Below are 15010 nucleotides of genomic sequence, written 5' to 3'. Positions count from 1 at the left end.
TCCGACCAATAAAGCCGCTGATAAAAGCAAATGCTCTCTGCTGCTCTTTAATAATAGATGGTGATATTAAGCGATTTTTTTGTTTTCTGGGAGCCTTGGGCAATCGTCGCAATACTTTCCAGAGTCGCATTTGTAGACTAGACAACAGCTGACTCTTATCAGCCTAAGCATCCCTGAATTAGCATCGACCTTGAGGCTGTCTAAATGACTGTCCGGTAATTGGCATGCTTCTAACCAAAGCTTGGCTTGCTCGGTGATGTAATCATTGGTTAGGCTTGGCTCATGCTGCTGCAATTTGATCAAACTGCTTAGCAGTAGATCCGCTAACAAATGGTTGGTGAACCCTGGTCGGATACGTGTCCATTCATTTATCTGACTGCGGTAAAACTCGGTGAGTGCAAGTATGGCTGCACCAGCCTGAGGTATCAGTTCCTCGGGTGAACCGTGTTGATGGTCACCGTTAAAGAAGCGATAACCTGTGACGAACTCTTTGTACCTAAATTGACCAATATTCTTGATATCAGGTAGAGAGTGGAGGCCGTAAATAGAAACGAAAGTGACATAGATGGGCTGCCAACACACTAGATCCCAAGTTCGAGTTAACCAATAAGCTTTACCAGCTTCAGAGTGATTTGCCGCTAGACCATCGTAAACGCGTTTGATTTCGATATGACTCTTATCATTGGTCATCGCGATACTTTTGCTGCTCAGAGAACCATAGCTTCCACTTAGATAAGGTGTGACCTGCTTAGAGTAAGCGAAGATTTTCTGGTGTAGAGAAGGGGCTCTCCGACGAGTAATAATATTGTGCAACTGGGAAAGCATCTTAAACCAATGAATGAGAATTAGTTGCGTTATCATAGCTAACCTTATCGAGGATAACCATACAATATGGAGCATCTCCTCGGAGTTCTTGCACGTTGAGGGAGCTATCAATTGATTATGCATTAGTCATTTTTAAGTGATAAAAGGCTCTTTAAATGATAAAAAGTATTTCTGTATCTACTATATTGTTGCCACTACAGAGATTATTAACGCGTGACTATGAACACACCTGCATTTGATCGTATCAGCCGTGTCTTGGCTTATATCCATGCGAACCTTAGCTCTGCACTATCGCTAGAAGATATTGCGAAACAGAGCTGTTGGTCTCGCTGGCAGCTGCAAAGAGTGTTTCAAGCTGAAACGGGACTGACCGTGGCAAACTACGTGAGGGAGCTAAAGCTAAGTCAAGCGGCTGAAGAACTGTTGGACAGCAAAAAGCGAGTGATCGATATCGCACTTGAACTCGGATTCAATTCAGAAATTAGCTTTAGTCGTTCTTTTAAGCAGATGTTTGGCTCCAGCCCCAGTCAGTATAGAAAAGCGGGCAAAAGAGCAGGGCTTAGAAAACCGATACAAGTATCTGAAACGGTAAGCGCTGCTGATAACGGTCCACTCAGTTTTGTTGAGGTACGCATTGATGAGAGAGAGTCATTCCTTGTTAAAGGTATTACCTCAGAAATAAGTGGCTTATTTTCACTGACACAAGATTTTGCAGAGAAAGTCCCTCAATTGTGGTCGCGCTTGGAAGACGAAGTGAGCTTGCCAGACGATAACGCACTTCAGTTTATTGGTGTTATTGACCTTACTCAGTCTTGCTTTGATGGTACCAATATTCACTATTGGGCGGGAGTAGAGCTCAATGATGAGATTTCAATTCCTCAATTGCCGAGCATTATCTCTGATAAGTTAGACGTATTAACCATTCCAAAGCAAACCTACGCTGTAGTGAAACATTGCGGTCCTATTGAGAATCTTCGACATACTCTAAGCTGGTTTGTTCTTAACTGGTTGCCAAGTTCTGGTTATCGAGCCATCGATGGCTATGAGCTTGAAGTGTATCCCTTGGGTTATCGAGCTCATTCGACTGATGCGGTAATGGAATACTGGGTTCCTATTATTAAATCGTAGTCATATCCCACCTAACGCACTCTCTACAGAGCCTCTCGTTTAATAGGGCTAATTGTGCTTTTAATGAGCAACTGTCTTAGTTTTACTCAAAATAGGCCAAGTTCTTTTTGAACTTGCACCAAATTGTTAATTATCCCATTTATAGATACATACAATGCAAATGAGATTTATTATTGTTTATATTAAGCATTGGTACCGAGGGAATTATGACCACTCACACTCGTTTTAAGTATTCATCATTGGCAGTCGCTTTGTTGACTGCATTTTCAGCGCAAGCTTTGGCGGAAGAAGCCGTTTCAGCGACAGATTCGAATATCGAAACTATCACTGTTTTGGGGAAAGCTTATCGTAATACCGCGACTAAGTCGGCTCTTGAGCCAGAAGAAACGCCTCAAGGTATTACCGTTATTGATGAAGAACAGTTAGAGCAACGAGGTGTTCAATCTTTGAATCAAGCCCTTCGTTATGCACCGGGTGTTGTAACTGAAAACCGAGGTGGCTCGGTAGCAATGTTTGATTCTTACTCTATTCGTGGTTTTAATACTAATAACGTTAACTACTACGATGGCCTTTCACTTCAATTCTTGAATGGTTGGAACCTACAACCGCAGATTGATCCGATTGCGATGCAGCAAGTAGAGGTATTTAAAGGACCAACCTCTGTGCTTTATGGTGCGATGCCACCGGGTGGTATGGTGAACATGATTGCTAAAGCCCCGCAAACCGAATCATCGACTAAGGTTGGCGTAGCAACAGGCTCTCGCAATCTACAAGAAGCTTCTATCGACACAACAGGCCAGTTTGGTAACAGTGATTTTTCTTACCGTTTGATCGCACTTGCTCGCAAACAAGATAGCCAAGTTGATAATGCAGAAGAAGAACGATACCTCATTGCACCTTCAGTGGACTGGCAGGTAACGGACAGCACACTAATCAACTTTAACCTTTACTACCAAAATGATCCTTCAATGGGTATCAACTCGTCAATGCCACTAGACGTGTTGAAAGCAAGCGATCCATCGGTTTCTATGGGTGACAAGAACTGGAGCAAGTTTGAGCGTGAAGTTCTTATGGTCGGCTATAAAATCAACCATGAGTTTAATAGCAATTGGACATTCCTACAGAATGCTCGCTATACCGATGCTTCTTTATACCAAGAGAACACTTATCATGTGAGTTACGACCCAAGCACACCTAATCAGCTGGATCGTTACTTGTACTCTACCGATGAGAGCTTTAAAGGGTTTGTTATTGATAACCAATTGAGCGGTATTGTGGATGTTGGCTCGGTAGAGCATAACTTGTTGCTTGGTATCGATTACCAAGATCTAGACGGTAATGTTAACTACTCATCGTATAGTGCGAATGGCAGCGGGTTTAATAGCTTTGATCCATTGAATCCGAACAATGATCTACTAGACCGCAGTGATGTGACTAAGACGGGTGAATATCTGGATGATACGACGTCAAGTCAGTTGGGTTTTTATGTTCAAGACCAAATTCGTCTAGACGCATTGGTGCTGATTGCAGGTGGACGATTTGACCACTACAAATCAGAGAGTGATTACTACGCCCATGAGTCTGATCATAAGCAATTTACTTACCGTTTAGGTGGCTTGTATCAGTTTGACAATGGGCTTGCACCATTCGCAAGTTACGCGACGAGTTTTGAACCAGCTCCAGATGTTGATAAAGCCGGTAATGAATTCGACCCAGAGACGGCACAACAAGCAGAGATTGGTGTGAAATACCTGTCTGACGATATGTCCAAAGAAGCAACAGTTTCTTTATTCCATATTGTTAAGCAAGACATGTTGATGACCGATCCTAACGACGTTTATGGCCCTAGAATCCAAGTCGGTGAAGTAGTGTCGCAGGGTGCTGAACTATCAGGACGTTGGTTTGCGACAGAAAACTTTGATATTGCGGCTTCATACACGTATGTCGATATGGAAATTACCGAAGACTCTAGCAACGGTTTAGAAGGTACGACGCCAATCTATGTACCTGAGCACACAGCTAATATGTGGGCTAACTACAACGTATTTAACGGCATGTTAGCGGGCTCTCGATTTAGCGTAGGTGCTCGTTACGTTGGTGAGATGCAAATGGATGCGAGTAATACACAAGGGAAAGTTCCTTCATACACTTTAGTCGATTTATCTGTTGGCTATGATCTGGGTGAAGCAAGTGAAACGCTATCTGGCGCGACAGCTAACCTAGCCGTGAACAATATCTTCAACGAAGAATATTACGCGTGTTATGACCAATCGAACTGCTGGTTTGGTGCCGAGCAATCTATCGAGCTTAGTGTGAACTATGAGTTCTAACTAAGTTAGGAATATCACTGCTAAAGCAGCCTTTTCTGGGCTGCTTTTGTCGTTTGTAGAAATCTCGAATTTAGATGAAGTAGGCAAATATATGAGCTTAAAATCAATCGCTTCCCATTTTTCTAAAGTAAAAAAGTTGAATACAAAACTCGTTCTAACGATGTTAGCGAGTGCTTTATCGTTTAATGCGATGGCGGATTTCAAAGTAGAAGACAGTGAGGGGATTAAAACACTTGAAGCTCAACCTGTCAGAGTAGCAGCGCTTAACTGGGACGTCGCTGAGCAAGTGATTGAACTCGGTGTAACTCCAGTAGCAGTACCTGATATTGCAGGGTATAGCGATTGGGTTGTTCAACCTGCGATTCCAGAAGGCGTGGCGGACATTGGCACTCGAACTGAGCCTAACTTTTCTGCTTTGAAGAAGCTAAACCCAGATGTAATTCTTATCGCTTCACCTCAGAAAGATCTTCAGGAGCGACTTTCAGAAATCGCGCCAGTACTTTACTACCAAACGTACAGTGAAGAGCACAGTAATGCGGCGGCAGCTATCGATAACTTCAAGAAGATAGGCCAATTGCTTGGTAAAGAAGAGCAAGCGAACAAGAAACTGGCTGCGATGGATCAGCGTCTTGAGGTTCTTAAGGCTGAATTAGATAAAGCGTACCCGGGAGACAAGCCAAAAGTCACTTCTTTCCGTTTTGCGAGCACCACGTCGGTTTACATTTACGGCGATAACTCGATTCCGCAATACGCGCTTGAGCAGCTAGGTTTTGAAAATGCGTTGGATCTTCCGGCGAGTCAGTGGGGGATCAGTCAAAAGCGTATGACTGAACTTAAGAAGGTGAAGAACGGCATTGCACTTTACTTTGAACCTTTCCCGTATCAAGACAAGTTAGAGCGTTCTCCGGTCTGGAAGAGCATGCCTTTCGTTCGCAATGGTCAATTTAGCCCAGTAGCAGCGAGTTGGAGCTACGGCGGTGCTATGTCTATTTTGTATAACGCTGAAGCCATGGCGCAATCGTTGTTGATGCTAGCGGAGCAGTAATGAGATCCAGTGGGTTCATGATGGGGGCGGTGCTATTGCTCACCGCTCTTGTTCATTTATGGTTAGGCCAGTCAGAATTTGGTCCTGTTGGAGAGTTGTTCCAACAAGTCTCACAGATCAGTGACATCGCTACATTCAATAAAATGGTCGATGATTCATTTGAGTTGATGGCGTTAGTCTATGTTAACTTGCCTCGTTTGGTGATGGCGATTTTGGTTGGTGGAACACTCGGTACCATAGGTAGCTTGTTTCAACAATTAACGCAAAATCGCATGATGTCTCCGCTTACCTTAGGTACATCATCAGGGGCGTGGCTTGGTCTGGTCATCCTGAACGTGGTCGCGCCAATGTTGGTTGCGCAATATTCGGTTTGGTTTGCGCTGATAGGCGCGCTGCTTGCAATGGGACTGATTGTTTCTATTGTTGGCATCAAAAACATGAGCGGCTTGCCAATTGTTTTGGCAGGTATGGCGGTTAACTTACTGCTAGGTGCATTCGCAACTGCGATTATTTTGCTTAACGACCAATATGCGCAAAACTTGTTTGTTTGGGGAGCGGGTGATCTCGGACAGAACGGTTGGGAACAAGTGCTTTGGCTGATGCCTAAGTTACTGCCAATCTTTGCTATTTTCCTGTTGGCTCCAAGAGTTTTGACTCTGCTTTCAATTGGTACAGAAGGGGCTGCTGCACGTGGTCTTAACATCGGTACGACCTTCTTTGTACTCATGGCGATTGGTGTTTGGCTAGTTTCCGTGTCGATCACCTCGGTAGGTGTGATCAGCTTTATTGGTTTGATTGCACCAAACATCGCGAGACATTTGGGGTTCTTAAAGGCAAAATCTGAGCTCATCGCTAGCTGCGTATTAGGTGTGCTATTGCTTTGTATGACCGACAGCTTGGCGATTTTCTTAGCGCAATGGTCTTTGGATATGATTCCAACAGGAACGGCAACCGCGGTGATTGGTGCTCCAGCTTTGATCATTATTGCTCGCAAGCAGATGTCGGCCCAAGATCAGCTCTTCTTCTCGATGCCTAAAGGGCCAAAGTCTATTTCACCTTTGGCTTATTTCTTGTTGGGTGCGATGATTTCCGGTTTACTGGCGTTAAGTGCATTGTCACAACCTTCTTCAGATATGAGTTATTTCATTATCCCAGATGCGTTTGAGTGGTCTATTCGCTGGCCTAGAATGTTAACTGCGATATTTGCTGGTGGCGGTCTCGCTGTCGCTGGTGTGATTTTACAACGGTTGGTTTACAACCCACTTGCGAGCCCAGACATCCTCGGTGTGTCGGCGGGTGCTGTTTTAGCGTTGATTTTCAGTAGCCTGTTTATGGGATACTCGATTCATTCACTAAGCCCGTGGATTGCGTTTTTGGGCAGCGCTGTTGCACTGTGTTTGCTGTTGTTCCTCGGTAAGAAGCATCAGTTTGCACCCTCGATTCTTATCCTGACGGGTATCTCGCTGACCACAGTGTTGGAGGCTTTAGTGCAATTCTCTTTAACGCGAGTAGGGGAAGGGAAGTACACCTTGTTGGCTTGGTTGGCAGGCTCTACGTATCGTGTTGAACCTGATGCAGCAACGATCATGTCTATCGTGATAACCGTTTGTATTGGTGTTGCTTTACTGTTGAGCCGTTGGGTGACATTAATTGCTACTGGTCGCCAGTTTGCAAGTGCAAGAGGGCTGAACATCAACATCGCCTATGTGGCTCTATTGTGTATCGTCGCGATTTTATGTTCGATGGTCACAACCACCATGGGGCCGGTCGCTTTTGTTGGCCTACTGGCTCCACATATTGCAGCTATGGTTGGTGCTCGCTTGGTTCGAGAGCAGATCTTATTGTCTTTCTTAATCGGTGCAGCCCTAATGTTGTTTGCTGATTGGCTAGGGCAAGTTGTGGTGTTCCCCGCTCAACTTGCTGCAGGTACGTTAGTTTCGATTATCGGAGGCAGCTACTTTATCTTTCTTTTGTTGAAATCTCGAAGTGCTTAGGATTGTAAGTTAGCAGATGGTTTTTGCATGATTAGACGTTGTGATTTGTTTTTAATAAGCAACGTTATAACGTCTTATCATATCACTCAAAACATTCACGACAGACCAACGCGCCTCTTGTGACTCTCTACTATCTTTGTTATCAAAGAGTGAGTAGCTTAGGCGCGTTTTTCTTCATCTAAGCGTGATTTAAGGTAGTCGAGAAACAGCTGAGTTCGGGTGTGTTGATAATCCAGTTTTGGATAGTAAGCGTAGACCGTCGCCTCATCAGCAGTGACATCAGGAAGTATCGGTATTAATGCTCCGGACTTAAGCTCTTCTTTGATCATCACATTATTGGACAGTAAAATTCCCATTCCGCGTTTAGCGCCATGGAAAAGAGCTTCAGGGTTCGTGGTCGCGAAATTTCCTGAAAGGCTAATACGCTTTCCACGGTTGGTTTTGAGCTCTCTTGTTGGCTTTTCACCCCAAATCAACATGTTATGTTGTGATAGTTCTTCAACCGTTTGTGGCGTTCCGTGTTTTTCAAGGTAACTAGGCGCGGCATAAAACTGGGCTTTGTGTTCGAACAATGGCGTTGCTTTAAAACTTAAAGAATTGAGATGTTCCAACTCCCTGCTGATGAATAAATCCAAGCTCAGTTCGGGGATTTGACCTGGTAGCGTGGTGATAAGTTGAAGTTTAATGTCGGGGTATTTTTCAAGAAAATCGTCCAGATAATGAACAAGGAACTTAGAGCCAACGGCCAGCGTTGCTCCAATCTTAAGTAAGCCTGCTGGAGATTGATTCACTGAGCGTGTTTCGTCTAGCACAGATTGCCAAGAGTCTAGCTGTACTTTGGCTCGTTCGTAGAATAGGGCGCCAGCTTCTGTTTGGCTGATGGAGCGTGTTGTTCGCTTGAGTAGTTGTACACCGATCTTATCTTCTAGCCACTGGATACGCTTACTAATGGCTGAGCTGGTGGTATTGAGCTTTCTGGCTGCCGCATTGAAGCTTCCTTCTTCTACTACACGAATATAGCTATTGACACTTTGAATCCAATCCATTTTATTCTATCCCCATAGGAAATAATTCTTTTCCATTTTGGTTGATTATCATCTTTGAGTAACAAATATACACTGTCTGTCGTGAAACTGTCATGATGTAAGGAGGGTATATTGCGTAAAACACCATTATTATTGGCGATGATGATCATCGCGACCGGTCAAGTTGGCGTCAGCATTTATCTTCCATCTTTGCCAATGATCGGACATGACCTTGAGCTTCCGCAGCATGCGATTCAAAACCTTGTCACGTTATTCCTTGTTGGCTTTGGTGTCTCTCAGCTTTTTTATGGCCCACTATCCGACTCAATAGGGCGTAGGCCAGTATTCATTCTTGGTCAAAGCATTTATCTCGTAGGTACGGTCATATGTATTGCGTTTGCAGACCATATTGTCGCTTTGGAAGCTGGAAGGCTATTACAAGGTTTAGGTGCGGGAAGCGCCTCTGTTCTTGGGCGCTCAGTATTACGAGACAGTTACGATGGCTCACAACTGACCAAGGCCCTTTCCTATATTTCGGTCACAGCATCAGTGATGCCGATAGTTGCGCCTTTGTTTGGTGGTTGGATCGCTTATCATTTAAGTTGGCATGCGGTGTTTGTCTTCGTATTGTTTTACTTAATCGCGATTTTTACGCTGGGCTTAATCGTTCTTCCAGAAACATTGCCTTATCCCAAGCGCCGTTTTGAACCTAAACGAGTCATATTGAATTACTTAACGCTGTTGACTAATAAACAAGTGGTTGGCAGTGCGAGCTACAACTGGCTCAGTTATCTTTCTGCTCTGGTGACGTTGTCCTTATATCCATTTTTGATGCAGCAAGAGCTTGGATTAACTGCTGCAGACTATGGCTCGTTGATGATTGTCCCTTCAGCAGGGTTGTTAATAGGTAGTTTGGTGCTTAACTTCATCAATTCGCGCTACAAAGAGCAGCAGATCCTATTGATGAGTTTTGTTGTCGTTGCTGCATCAGGAGTGATGCTACTGATTTTACCATTTACGGTTACGTCACTATTAGTTGCCTTCACTTGCTTGAGTTTTGCGCAAGGAATGTCGTTCCCGGTTTCAATCAGTTTGTTGTTATCCCCACACAAACAACAAGCAGGCGCGGTTTCTGCATTATCTGGGTCGATACAAATGTGTCTCGCAGGTTTGTTTGGCGGATATTTGGTGGAGTATTGGGTAACGAGCCAATATCAATTAGGTGTCTTCTATGTGTTGATTGCAGGATTAAGCTGTGTTGTTTTGGCACTGAGTCAAATTCAGACGCCTACCAGTGGTTTGGCTCAACCAGAAAGCTCGCGTTGAATCTGCTTGCAAGCTTACGTGCTCCTTTCTAAAATGCGCAGCAAATTAGGCTCGCAGATGCTGACTCAAAAGCGTTGTGCGAGGAAAACGCCCGTTAATCGTTAGGTGAACCCATGCAACAAAACGAATTTGAAGCGCTATTAAAAGAAATTGGTGAAAAAGAGAACTTGCCTCAGGCTCTTGAACTACTAAAAGCATCTGAAGAAGAAGAGGTCGCTAAAGCAGCGGAATCACTAAGTGGTCAATTTGGCCTTGCGGAGGTCGATGGTGAAAAACGTATTTACCACATTACCTTCCAAGCTGACGAGTCTGGTGAAGAGAAAGAATTTGTTGAGCATGTCATGAATGAAGGCGATCACCTGATCAAATTTGCGGCTTGGTTCTTTGAAACTTTCTTTGAAATTAAACAAAAAGATACTTACAAAGCAGCAGGCAAAACGTACCAACAGCCCAAGCGTTAATCACTTTTTTGATTCGCTAGGATTAAATTTCTTGTAATTAAATTACAATTATTTTGTGATCTTTATCTTGTTTTTGGTGATTTGTGGTGTAAAATTACAACATAAACCAGTCAATTACTTCTTAGGAGAAGGTCATGGGTTACGAACTTGGTGGCGTTTACATTGGTCAAATGATCGCAAAAGACGCGATGCACAAAGCGCTTTACGGTAAAACAAAGAAGAAGAAACCTTCAATGTTTGCTCGAGTAATGAAAAAGCTAGCGAATTAATAGGAAAAGCCCTGATTTGATATCAGGGCTTTTTGCTTTGTTAGAGATGTCGTGTTTCTGCTAGGTGATAATTATGCGCTTTGACTTGGGATCTCAACAACGTTGTTAGGCACTTTATCTAATCCCTTTTCCGCTAACCACTTTTCCAAGTTGTCTGCGCCTCCTATGTACTCTCCATCTAACCAAATTTGCGGCACCGTTACAGGTGTTTTCTCGCCAATGATGGCTTTCACTTCAGGTATCATTCGGTAAAGGGCTGCACTGTCTTTGACGACGTCATAGTATGTGTATTCTATACCCGTCTCATCCAGCAAATTTTTGGCTTTAACGCAGTAAGGACACGTCGCTTTGCCGTAGACAATATTGCCTTTAAGTTGATCGCGTTTAGTCCACTCAGCAATAACTGATTGAACAAGCACGCCTCGGTTTAGCGCTTCCCCTTGGCTGACGACTTTTCCTTCAACAACTAGGATAGGGGCGTGCCAAGCACCAAGTTTTAGTGGTTCCCACCAATGGGATAGCCAATCTTTCACTTCTAGCTCTACGGGGACACCCGCTAATTCGTTTTCAAAAGTATCGGCAAGAATGTCTTTAGTTAGGGTGCATTCGCCACATGGAATATTAACCTTGAATGGTCCCCAGCTGCCTGCCCAACGATAAAGTGTCATTTTGATTGGCTGTGTCATACGATAATCCTCATTTCCTTTCCTGAAAATATAGAACTCAAAACCAAAGAAATTCTTTCAATTTACTTTCTTTTTTTTGCTTCCCAATGAGTGATGAAAGCAATTGAGCCAACGATAATCGCGGCACCCAACCATAATCGACCTGGTGGAACCCAGCTGAACACTAACCAACCGGCAAAGACATTAAGTGGTAATTTCGCGTGGTCAAAAGGTTGAACGAAAGATGCATCTGCTACGGCATAAGCTTTTACGACCGCCCATTGAGCTAAGGCGGTTAACACGCCAGCCGCAATGAGAATACCCCAAACATCCCACCCTTCTGGCATCACGAATGTTGGCACCGCAAGCATGATATTAAATGGTGTGATCAATAACAGTAGATAAACCACCATTGTTGACGGTGGATCATTGACTGATAATTTTTTCACCATCAGAGAGTAAGAAGCCCAGAAAAAAGCAGCGCCAACTGGCAACAGTGTCGCCCAGGTAAAAGAGTCAGACCAAGGCTCAAGGATGATCATTGCGCCAATAAAGCCAGTTAAGGTAGCGATCCAACGCGCCACCCCAACTTTCTCTTTAAGTATCAGACCTGAGCCTATAGTAGCAAACAAAGGCGAGGTCATTAACAACGCAATACCTTGCCAAATTGGCACTGGATACGCGAGTGCCCACAGCCATAGTTGGATCCCGATAACGGCAAGGAAAATACGTAGAGCGTGCCAACCAAAGTGGTTTGTGCGCAGTGATTGACGAATGCCTAGGGTGCGTAAATAAGGCAAGATCGCAAAAAAGGCGATCGCGTATTGGAATAACGCAAAGGTCGTGGACGACACTCCAAAGTGTATACTCGCAACTTGAGCAAAACTATTAACGACGGCGAATGCTAAACCCGCGGTGAGCATCCAAGATGCACCTTGGACAGGATGATGATTCAATTGGATATTTCCGTTTTTAAAGAATGGCCAGAATCATACGTTCTATTCATAGGGTAGCCAATAAAAAAATGCCTCCCAGAGGGAGGCGACATTACCAATTTAAAGGACGTGCCTACCGAAGTAGGTACGAAGAACGAGAAGCACAAACGCTGCCATGCATTTGCTCGATTTAGTTATTGCAGCTAGTGTGCCAACTTTTAATTGGTTGATTTTAAAGGCCTAGATGAATATAGCTTGAGAAAGCCTAGAGGGAATGCACTAACTTCGGGATTAGGTGCATTAAAAGAGGGCAGGTTAGTGAGTACGATCAAAAAAGCCGACACAAGAGTGCCGGCCAAAAGACTCGCTATTAGGACAAGTTTTTATTAGAAGTCGTAACGTACGCCTAGACGTAGTGTGTCTTCACCTTCAGTTACCTTGCCTTCTCCATTCTTTTCTTCATCCAGCTGGTTCATGTAGTAAGAAAGGTAAGTACGGAAGTTGCTGTTAAGTTTGTAGTAACCAACCAGCTCAAAACCATCAACCGCGTCATATTTTGCTGCGCCATTTGGATCGTTCTCTTGGAAAGTGTATAGGCCAGCAACAGTAAACTTACTTGCTAATTTGTAGCTTGCTACAAGCTCGTAAGCGGTAAAGTCTTCAGAGTCATCAATGGCACCTTGAGAGTAAGTTCCTGCAAGGTATAAGTTTTCAAGAGAGTAGGCGATACCACCAAGAATTTGGTCTTCAGAGTTATCTTTATCTACATCGCCACCAGAGTAAGCAAGACCTAGGTCTAGGCCCACTGGTAGAGAATAAAGGCCAGAGATGCCGTATTTGTCTTGGCTGTCACCAGAGTTGGCTTGGTAAGTTGCTTGAACTTGTAGAGCATCAAATTCGCCACGGTAAGCGAATACGCTGTCTTGCTTATCAGAGGATGAATCAATAACTTGTTGAACACCTGAGAACTCAGTGATATCCGTCATATCAGAGATGATAACAGCAGCCATGTCTTGGCGACCTACCGAAAAATCACCTGCATCAGCACTTACACCAGCGTACATGTAACGGTTTTTAAACTCGCTTTTACCTGTTTTTTGTTCAGCTTCGTAAACACCAAAAGCAGATAGGCCATTACCGATATCTGTTTTACCTTTTAGATTTAGACGTGCACGAGATGCATCTTCCATAGTACCGTCAACTTCTGCACCGTCAGAACCGATGAAGTCGCCACGAAACTCCACGCGACCGCCAACTTTCAATTCAGTCCCGTCGTCTTTATACACGGTTGCTGCAAATGATGGTGCTGATACCAATGCTGTTAGAATCGCGGTAGTTAGTGCTGCCTTTTTCATTTTCTTATTACCCTAGTTGTAATCGATGAGCTTACTTGCTCGATTTGTGTCGATGACGCTTAAGGTAAACCGCGAAAATGAAAGATAGATTTCTGTTAAGTTATGATTCCATTGCATTTTTATTTCAAATGCATGAATGCGCTCCTATTCATGAAAATAAGAGGAAAGGGCTTTTTATCTTTTTTGATGTTTCTGTCTTACCTAATTGACAGTGTGTTTTTAAAAAAGTTCCTAATCATATTTCTTTACCCGAAATGTAACATTGGGTTTCTTAAATATTCGACTATCTGACCGTTTAACAATAAATTATGCTTGGTGTTTCTTCATATATGTAACAAAATGTTTCTGTTTTTAGGTGTTGTTTTCCAAATTTGTGTATTGATTCGAGCTAAACGTTTGCCATTTTTCTTTTTTATTACATCTTTTCACTCTGCTCTTGGGAACTTCTGAAATACATTGATTAGCAGTTGTTAAGCAAAAGTGACGCGACATTGGTGGAAGAGATGCCCCAATCCACTTTTGTATAAGACTGACTTATAAACTAATGCATAAATACACGGATTTTATAATGAACAAAAAATTCCTAGCAGCAGCGATCGCAGCAGCAACATTTGGTACACAAGCAGTAGCAGTGGAGCTTTACAACAACGACGGCACTACTTTCTCTATCGGTGGTCACGTTTCAGTTAACCTAAACGGTTCTGAGCAAGGCGACACAGATGTAGGTACTAACTCTCCACGTATCAACTTCACAGCAACTCAAGATCTAGGCAACGGCTTCACAGCTGACGCTCGTGGTGAGTGGGCTCTAAACTACCTAGACGGCGGTGAAGAAACATTCACTACTCGTCTTGGCTACCTAGGCCTAACTCACGACGTATACGGCCGTGCAGTTGGTGGTACTCAATGGGCACCTTACTACGACGTAGCTGGTGTTGCTGATATGCCAATCGCGTTTGCGAACGACTTTATCTACGATGACCACGGTAACCTAGGTACTGGTCGTGCGGACAAGATGCTTTCTTACCGCAATGCAATCGAGCTAGGTGAAGCTGGTGCAATCAACTTCGGTCTAGGTTGGCAAGGTTCTAAAGACGAGTTCGCTCGTGACGAGAACAACCAAATTGTTGGCGGCGCAGACTACGATGATCGTCTACAAGTAGCTCTTTCATACTCAATCATGGGTGCGAAAATCGGTTACACGTACAACGGTGGCGATATCAACCAAGGTCTACGTTCAGAGTCAGCTGAATCTCACCTAGTATCTGCATCTTACGGTTCATACGGTCAAGGCCTATACGTAGCAGCAGTATACGGTTCAAACGAGAACATGAACTTCGGCACAAACGGCGCTCGCCTTGTAGACAGTGATGCGTACGAAGCGCTACTAGCATACGCTCTGCCAAGCAGCCTAAACCTAAGCATCAACTACGAAATGGTTGAAGGTAAAGAGTTTAACCGCAGCAAAACTGAAACTGCACGTGAAGAGATGGCTGTTCAAGCAGAATACAACTTCACTTCTAAGTTTGTTGGTTACGCTGGTTACCAGTTCGACCTAAACGATGCTAACGATCGTAAGACAGACGACAAATGGGCACTTGGTGCTCGTTACTACCTATAATAGTAACCTGTCTGTCTAGTCCTAAAATAGG

General features: G+C 43.9%; 13 protein-coding genes. 8 read left to right on the top strand and 5 right to left on the bottom strand.

Translation table 11 applies throughout. The features are described from left to right. Positions 1 to 66: 66 nt before the first annotated feature. The gene (locus tag BCT11_RS24040; protein ID WP_038865369.1) at positions 67 to 825 is read right to left on the bottom strand and encodes a siderophore ferric iron reductase; all 759 of its coding nucleotides are present in this window, start codon (positions 823 to 825) and stop codon (positions 67 to 69) included. Between the two features lie 219 nt (positions 826 to 1044). On the opposite strand from BCT11_RS24040, the gene BCT11_RS24035 reads away from it, so the two are divergent. From BCT11_RS24035 to fhuB, 4 genes are all read left to right on the top strand, one after another. Beyond that, positions 1045 to 1953: an AraC family transcriptional regulator gene (locus BCT11_RS24035; protein ID WP_102389460.1), complete on the top strand. Its 909-nt coding sequence runs from the start codon at positions 1045 to 1047 to the stop codon at positions 1951 to 1953. 206 nt (positions 1954 to 2159) lie between these two features. Beyond that, positions 2160 to 4283, top strand: a complete 2124-nt coding sequence (locus tag BCT11_RS24030; protein WP_102389459.1) for a TonB-dependent siderophore receptor — start codon at positions 2160 to 2162, stop codon at positions 4281 to 4283. Between the two features lie 91 nt (positions 4284 to 4374). Further along, positions 4375 to 5328, top strand: coding sequence for an iron-siderophore ABC transporter substrate-binding protein (locus BCT11_RS24025; RefSeq protein ID WP_054755601.1), 954 nt, complete (start codon positions 4375 to 4377; stop codon positions 5326 to 5328). After that, complete coding sequence (fhuB, locus tag BCT11_RS24020; RefSeq protein ID WP_102389458.1) at positions 5328 to 7322, top strand: Fe(3+)-hydroxamate ABC transporter permease FhuB; 1995 nt, start codon at positions 5328 to 5330, stop codon at positions 7320 to 7322. The genes BCT11_RS24025 and fhuB overlap by 1 nt, the downstream gene beginning before the upstream one ends. Before the next feature lie 158 nt (positions 7323 to 7480). Here fhuB and BCT11_RS24015 read toward each other — a convergent pair whose 3' ends face one another. Continuing rightward, complete coding sequence (locus BCT11_RS24015) at positions 7481 to 8368, bottom strand: LysR family transcriptional regulator (RefSeq protein ID WP_038865303.1); 888 nt, start codon at positions 8366 to 8368, stop codon at positions 7481 to 7483. Positions 8369 to 8479: 111 nt separating this feature from the next. On the opposite strand from BCT11_RS24015, the gene BCT11_RS24010 reads away from it, so the two are divergent. From BCT11_RS24010 to BCT11_RS28545, 3 genes are all read left to right on the top strand, one after another. Beyond that, positions 8480 to 9673, top strand: a complete 1194-nt coding sequence (locus BCT11_RS24010) for a multidrug effflux MFS transporter (RefSeq protein WP_102389457.1) — start codon at positions 8480 to 8482, stop codon at positions 9671 to 9673. A 113-nt stretch (positions 9674 to 9786) separates the two neighbouring features. Beyond that, complete coding sequence (locus BCT11_RS24005) at positions 9787 to 10134, top strand: hypothetical protein (protein ID WP_045419226.1); 348 nt, start codon at positions 9787 to 9789, stop codon at positions 10132 to 10134. Positions 10135 to 10268: 134 nt separating this feature from the next. Then, positions 10269 to 10403 carry a hypothetical protein gene (locus BCT11_RS28545; protein WP_095760458.1) on the top strand — a complete coding sequence of 45 codons (135 nt, stop codon included), beginning with the start codon at positions 10269 to 10271 and terminating at the stop codon, positions 10401 to 10403. 71 nt (positions 10404 to 10474) lie between these two features. Here BCT11_RS28545 and BCT11_RS23995 read toward each other — a convergent pair whose 3' ends face one another. The 3 genes from BCT11_RS23995 to BCT11_RS23985 all read right to left on the bottom strand — a co-directional run bounded on the left by BCT11_RS23995 (position 10475) and on the right by BCT11_RS23985 (position 13358). Next, positions 10475 to 11089 carry a glutaredoxin gene (locus tag BCT11_RS23995; RefSeq protein ID WP_102389456.1) on the bottom strand — a complete coding sequence of 205 codons (615 nt, stop codon included), beginning with the start codon at positions 11087 to 11089 and terminating at the stop codon, positions 10475 to 10477. Positions 11090 to 11151: 62 nt separating this feature from the next. Continuing rightward, positions 11152 to 11991 carry a DMT family transporter gene (locus tag BCT11_RS23990; RefSeq protein WP_061035525.1) on the bottom strand — a complete coding sequence of 280 codons (840 nt, stop codon included), beginning with the start codon at positions 11989 to 11991 and terminating at the stop codon, positions 11152 to 11154. Positions 11992 to 12389: 398 nt separating this feature from the next. Then, the gene (locus BCT11_RS23985; RefSeq protein WP_061035524.1) at positions 12390 to 13358 is read right to left on the bottom strand and encodes a porin; all 969 of its coding nucleotides are present in this window, start codon (positions 13356 to 13358) and stop codon (positions 12390 to 12392) included. Positions 13359 to 13926: 568 nt separating this feature from the next. Here BCT11_RS23985 and BCT11_RS23980 point away from each other — a divergent pair. Then, positions 13927 to 14979: a porin gene (locus BCT11_RS23980; RefSeq protein ID WP_102389454.1), complete on the top strand. Its 1053-nt coding sequence runs from the start codon at positions 13927 to 13929 to the stop codon at positions 14977 to 14979. Positions 14980 to 15010 lie beyond the last annotated feature (31 nt).

The sequence above is a fragment of the Vibrio sp. 10N.222.52.B12 genome (genome assembly GCF_002875385.1).
GTDB lineage: Bacteria > Pseudomonadota > Gammaproteobacteria > Enterobacterales > Vibrionaceae > Vibrio > Vibrio jasicida.
Note: the sequence above shows the minus strand (reverse complement) of the source record. Positions and strands in the feature narration are given on the sequence as shown.

Bases quoted from the DNA above. Each gene is read 5' to 3' on its own strand.
- BCT11_RS24040 (WP_038865369.1), bottom strand. From the start codon at position 825: ATGCTTTCCCAGTTGCACAATATTATTACTCGTCGGAGAGCCCCTTCT.
- BCT11_RS24035 (WP_102389460.1), top strand. From the start codon at position 1,045: ATGAACACACCTGCATTTGATCGTATCAGCCGTGTCTTGGCTTATATC.
- BCT11_RS24030 (WP_102389459.1), top strand. From the start codon at position 2,160: ATGACCACTCACACTCGTTTTAAGTATTCATCATTGGCAGTCGCTTTG.
- BCT11_RS24025 (WP_054755601.1), top strand. From the start codon at position 4,375: ATGAGCTTAAAATCAATCGCTTCCCATTTTTCTAAAGTAAAAAAGTTG.
- fhuB (WP_102389458.1), top strand. From the start codon at position 5,328: ATGAGATCCAGTGGGTTCATGATGGGGGCGGTGCTATTGCTCACCGCT.
- BCT11_RS24015 (WP_038865303.1), bottom strand. From the start codon at position 8,368: ATGGATTGGATTCAAAGTGTCAATAGCTATATTCGTGTAGTAGAAGAA.
- BCT11_RS24005 (WP_045419226.1), top strand. From the start codon at position 9,787: ATGCAACAAAACGAATTTGAAGCGCTATTAAAAGAAATTGGTGAAAAA.
- BCT11_RS28545 (WP_095760458.1), top strand. From the start codon at position 10,269: ATGGGTTACGAACTTGGTGGCGTTTACATTGGTCAAATGATCGCAAAA.
- BCT11_RS23995 (WP_102389456.1), bottom strand. From the start codon at position 11,089: ATGACACAGCCAATCAAAATGACACTTTATCGTTGGGCAGGCAGCTGG.
- BCT11_RS23990 (WP_061035525.1), bottom strand. From the start codon at position 11,991: ATGCTCACCGCGGGTTTAGCATTCGCCGTCGTTAATAGTTTTGCTCAA.
- BCT11_RS23985 (WP_061035524.1), bottom strand. From the start codon at position 13,358: ATGAAAAAGGCAGCACTAACTACCGCGATTCTAACAGCATTGGTATCA.
- BCT11_RS23980 (WP_102389454.1), top strand. From the start codon at position 13,927: ATGAACAAAAAATTCCTAGCAGCAGCGATCGCAGCAGCAACATTTGGT.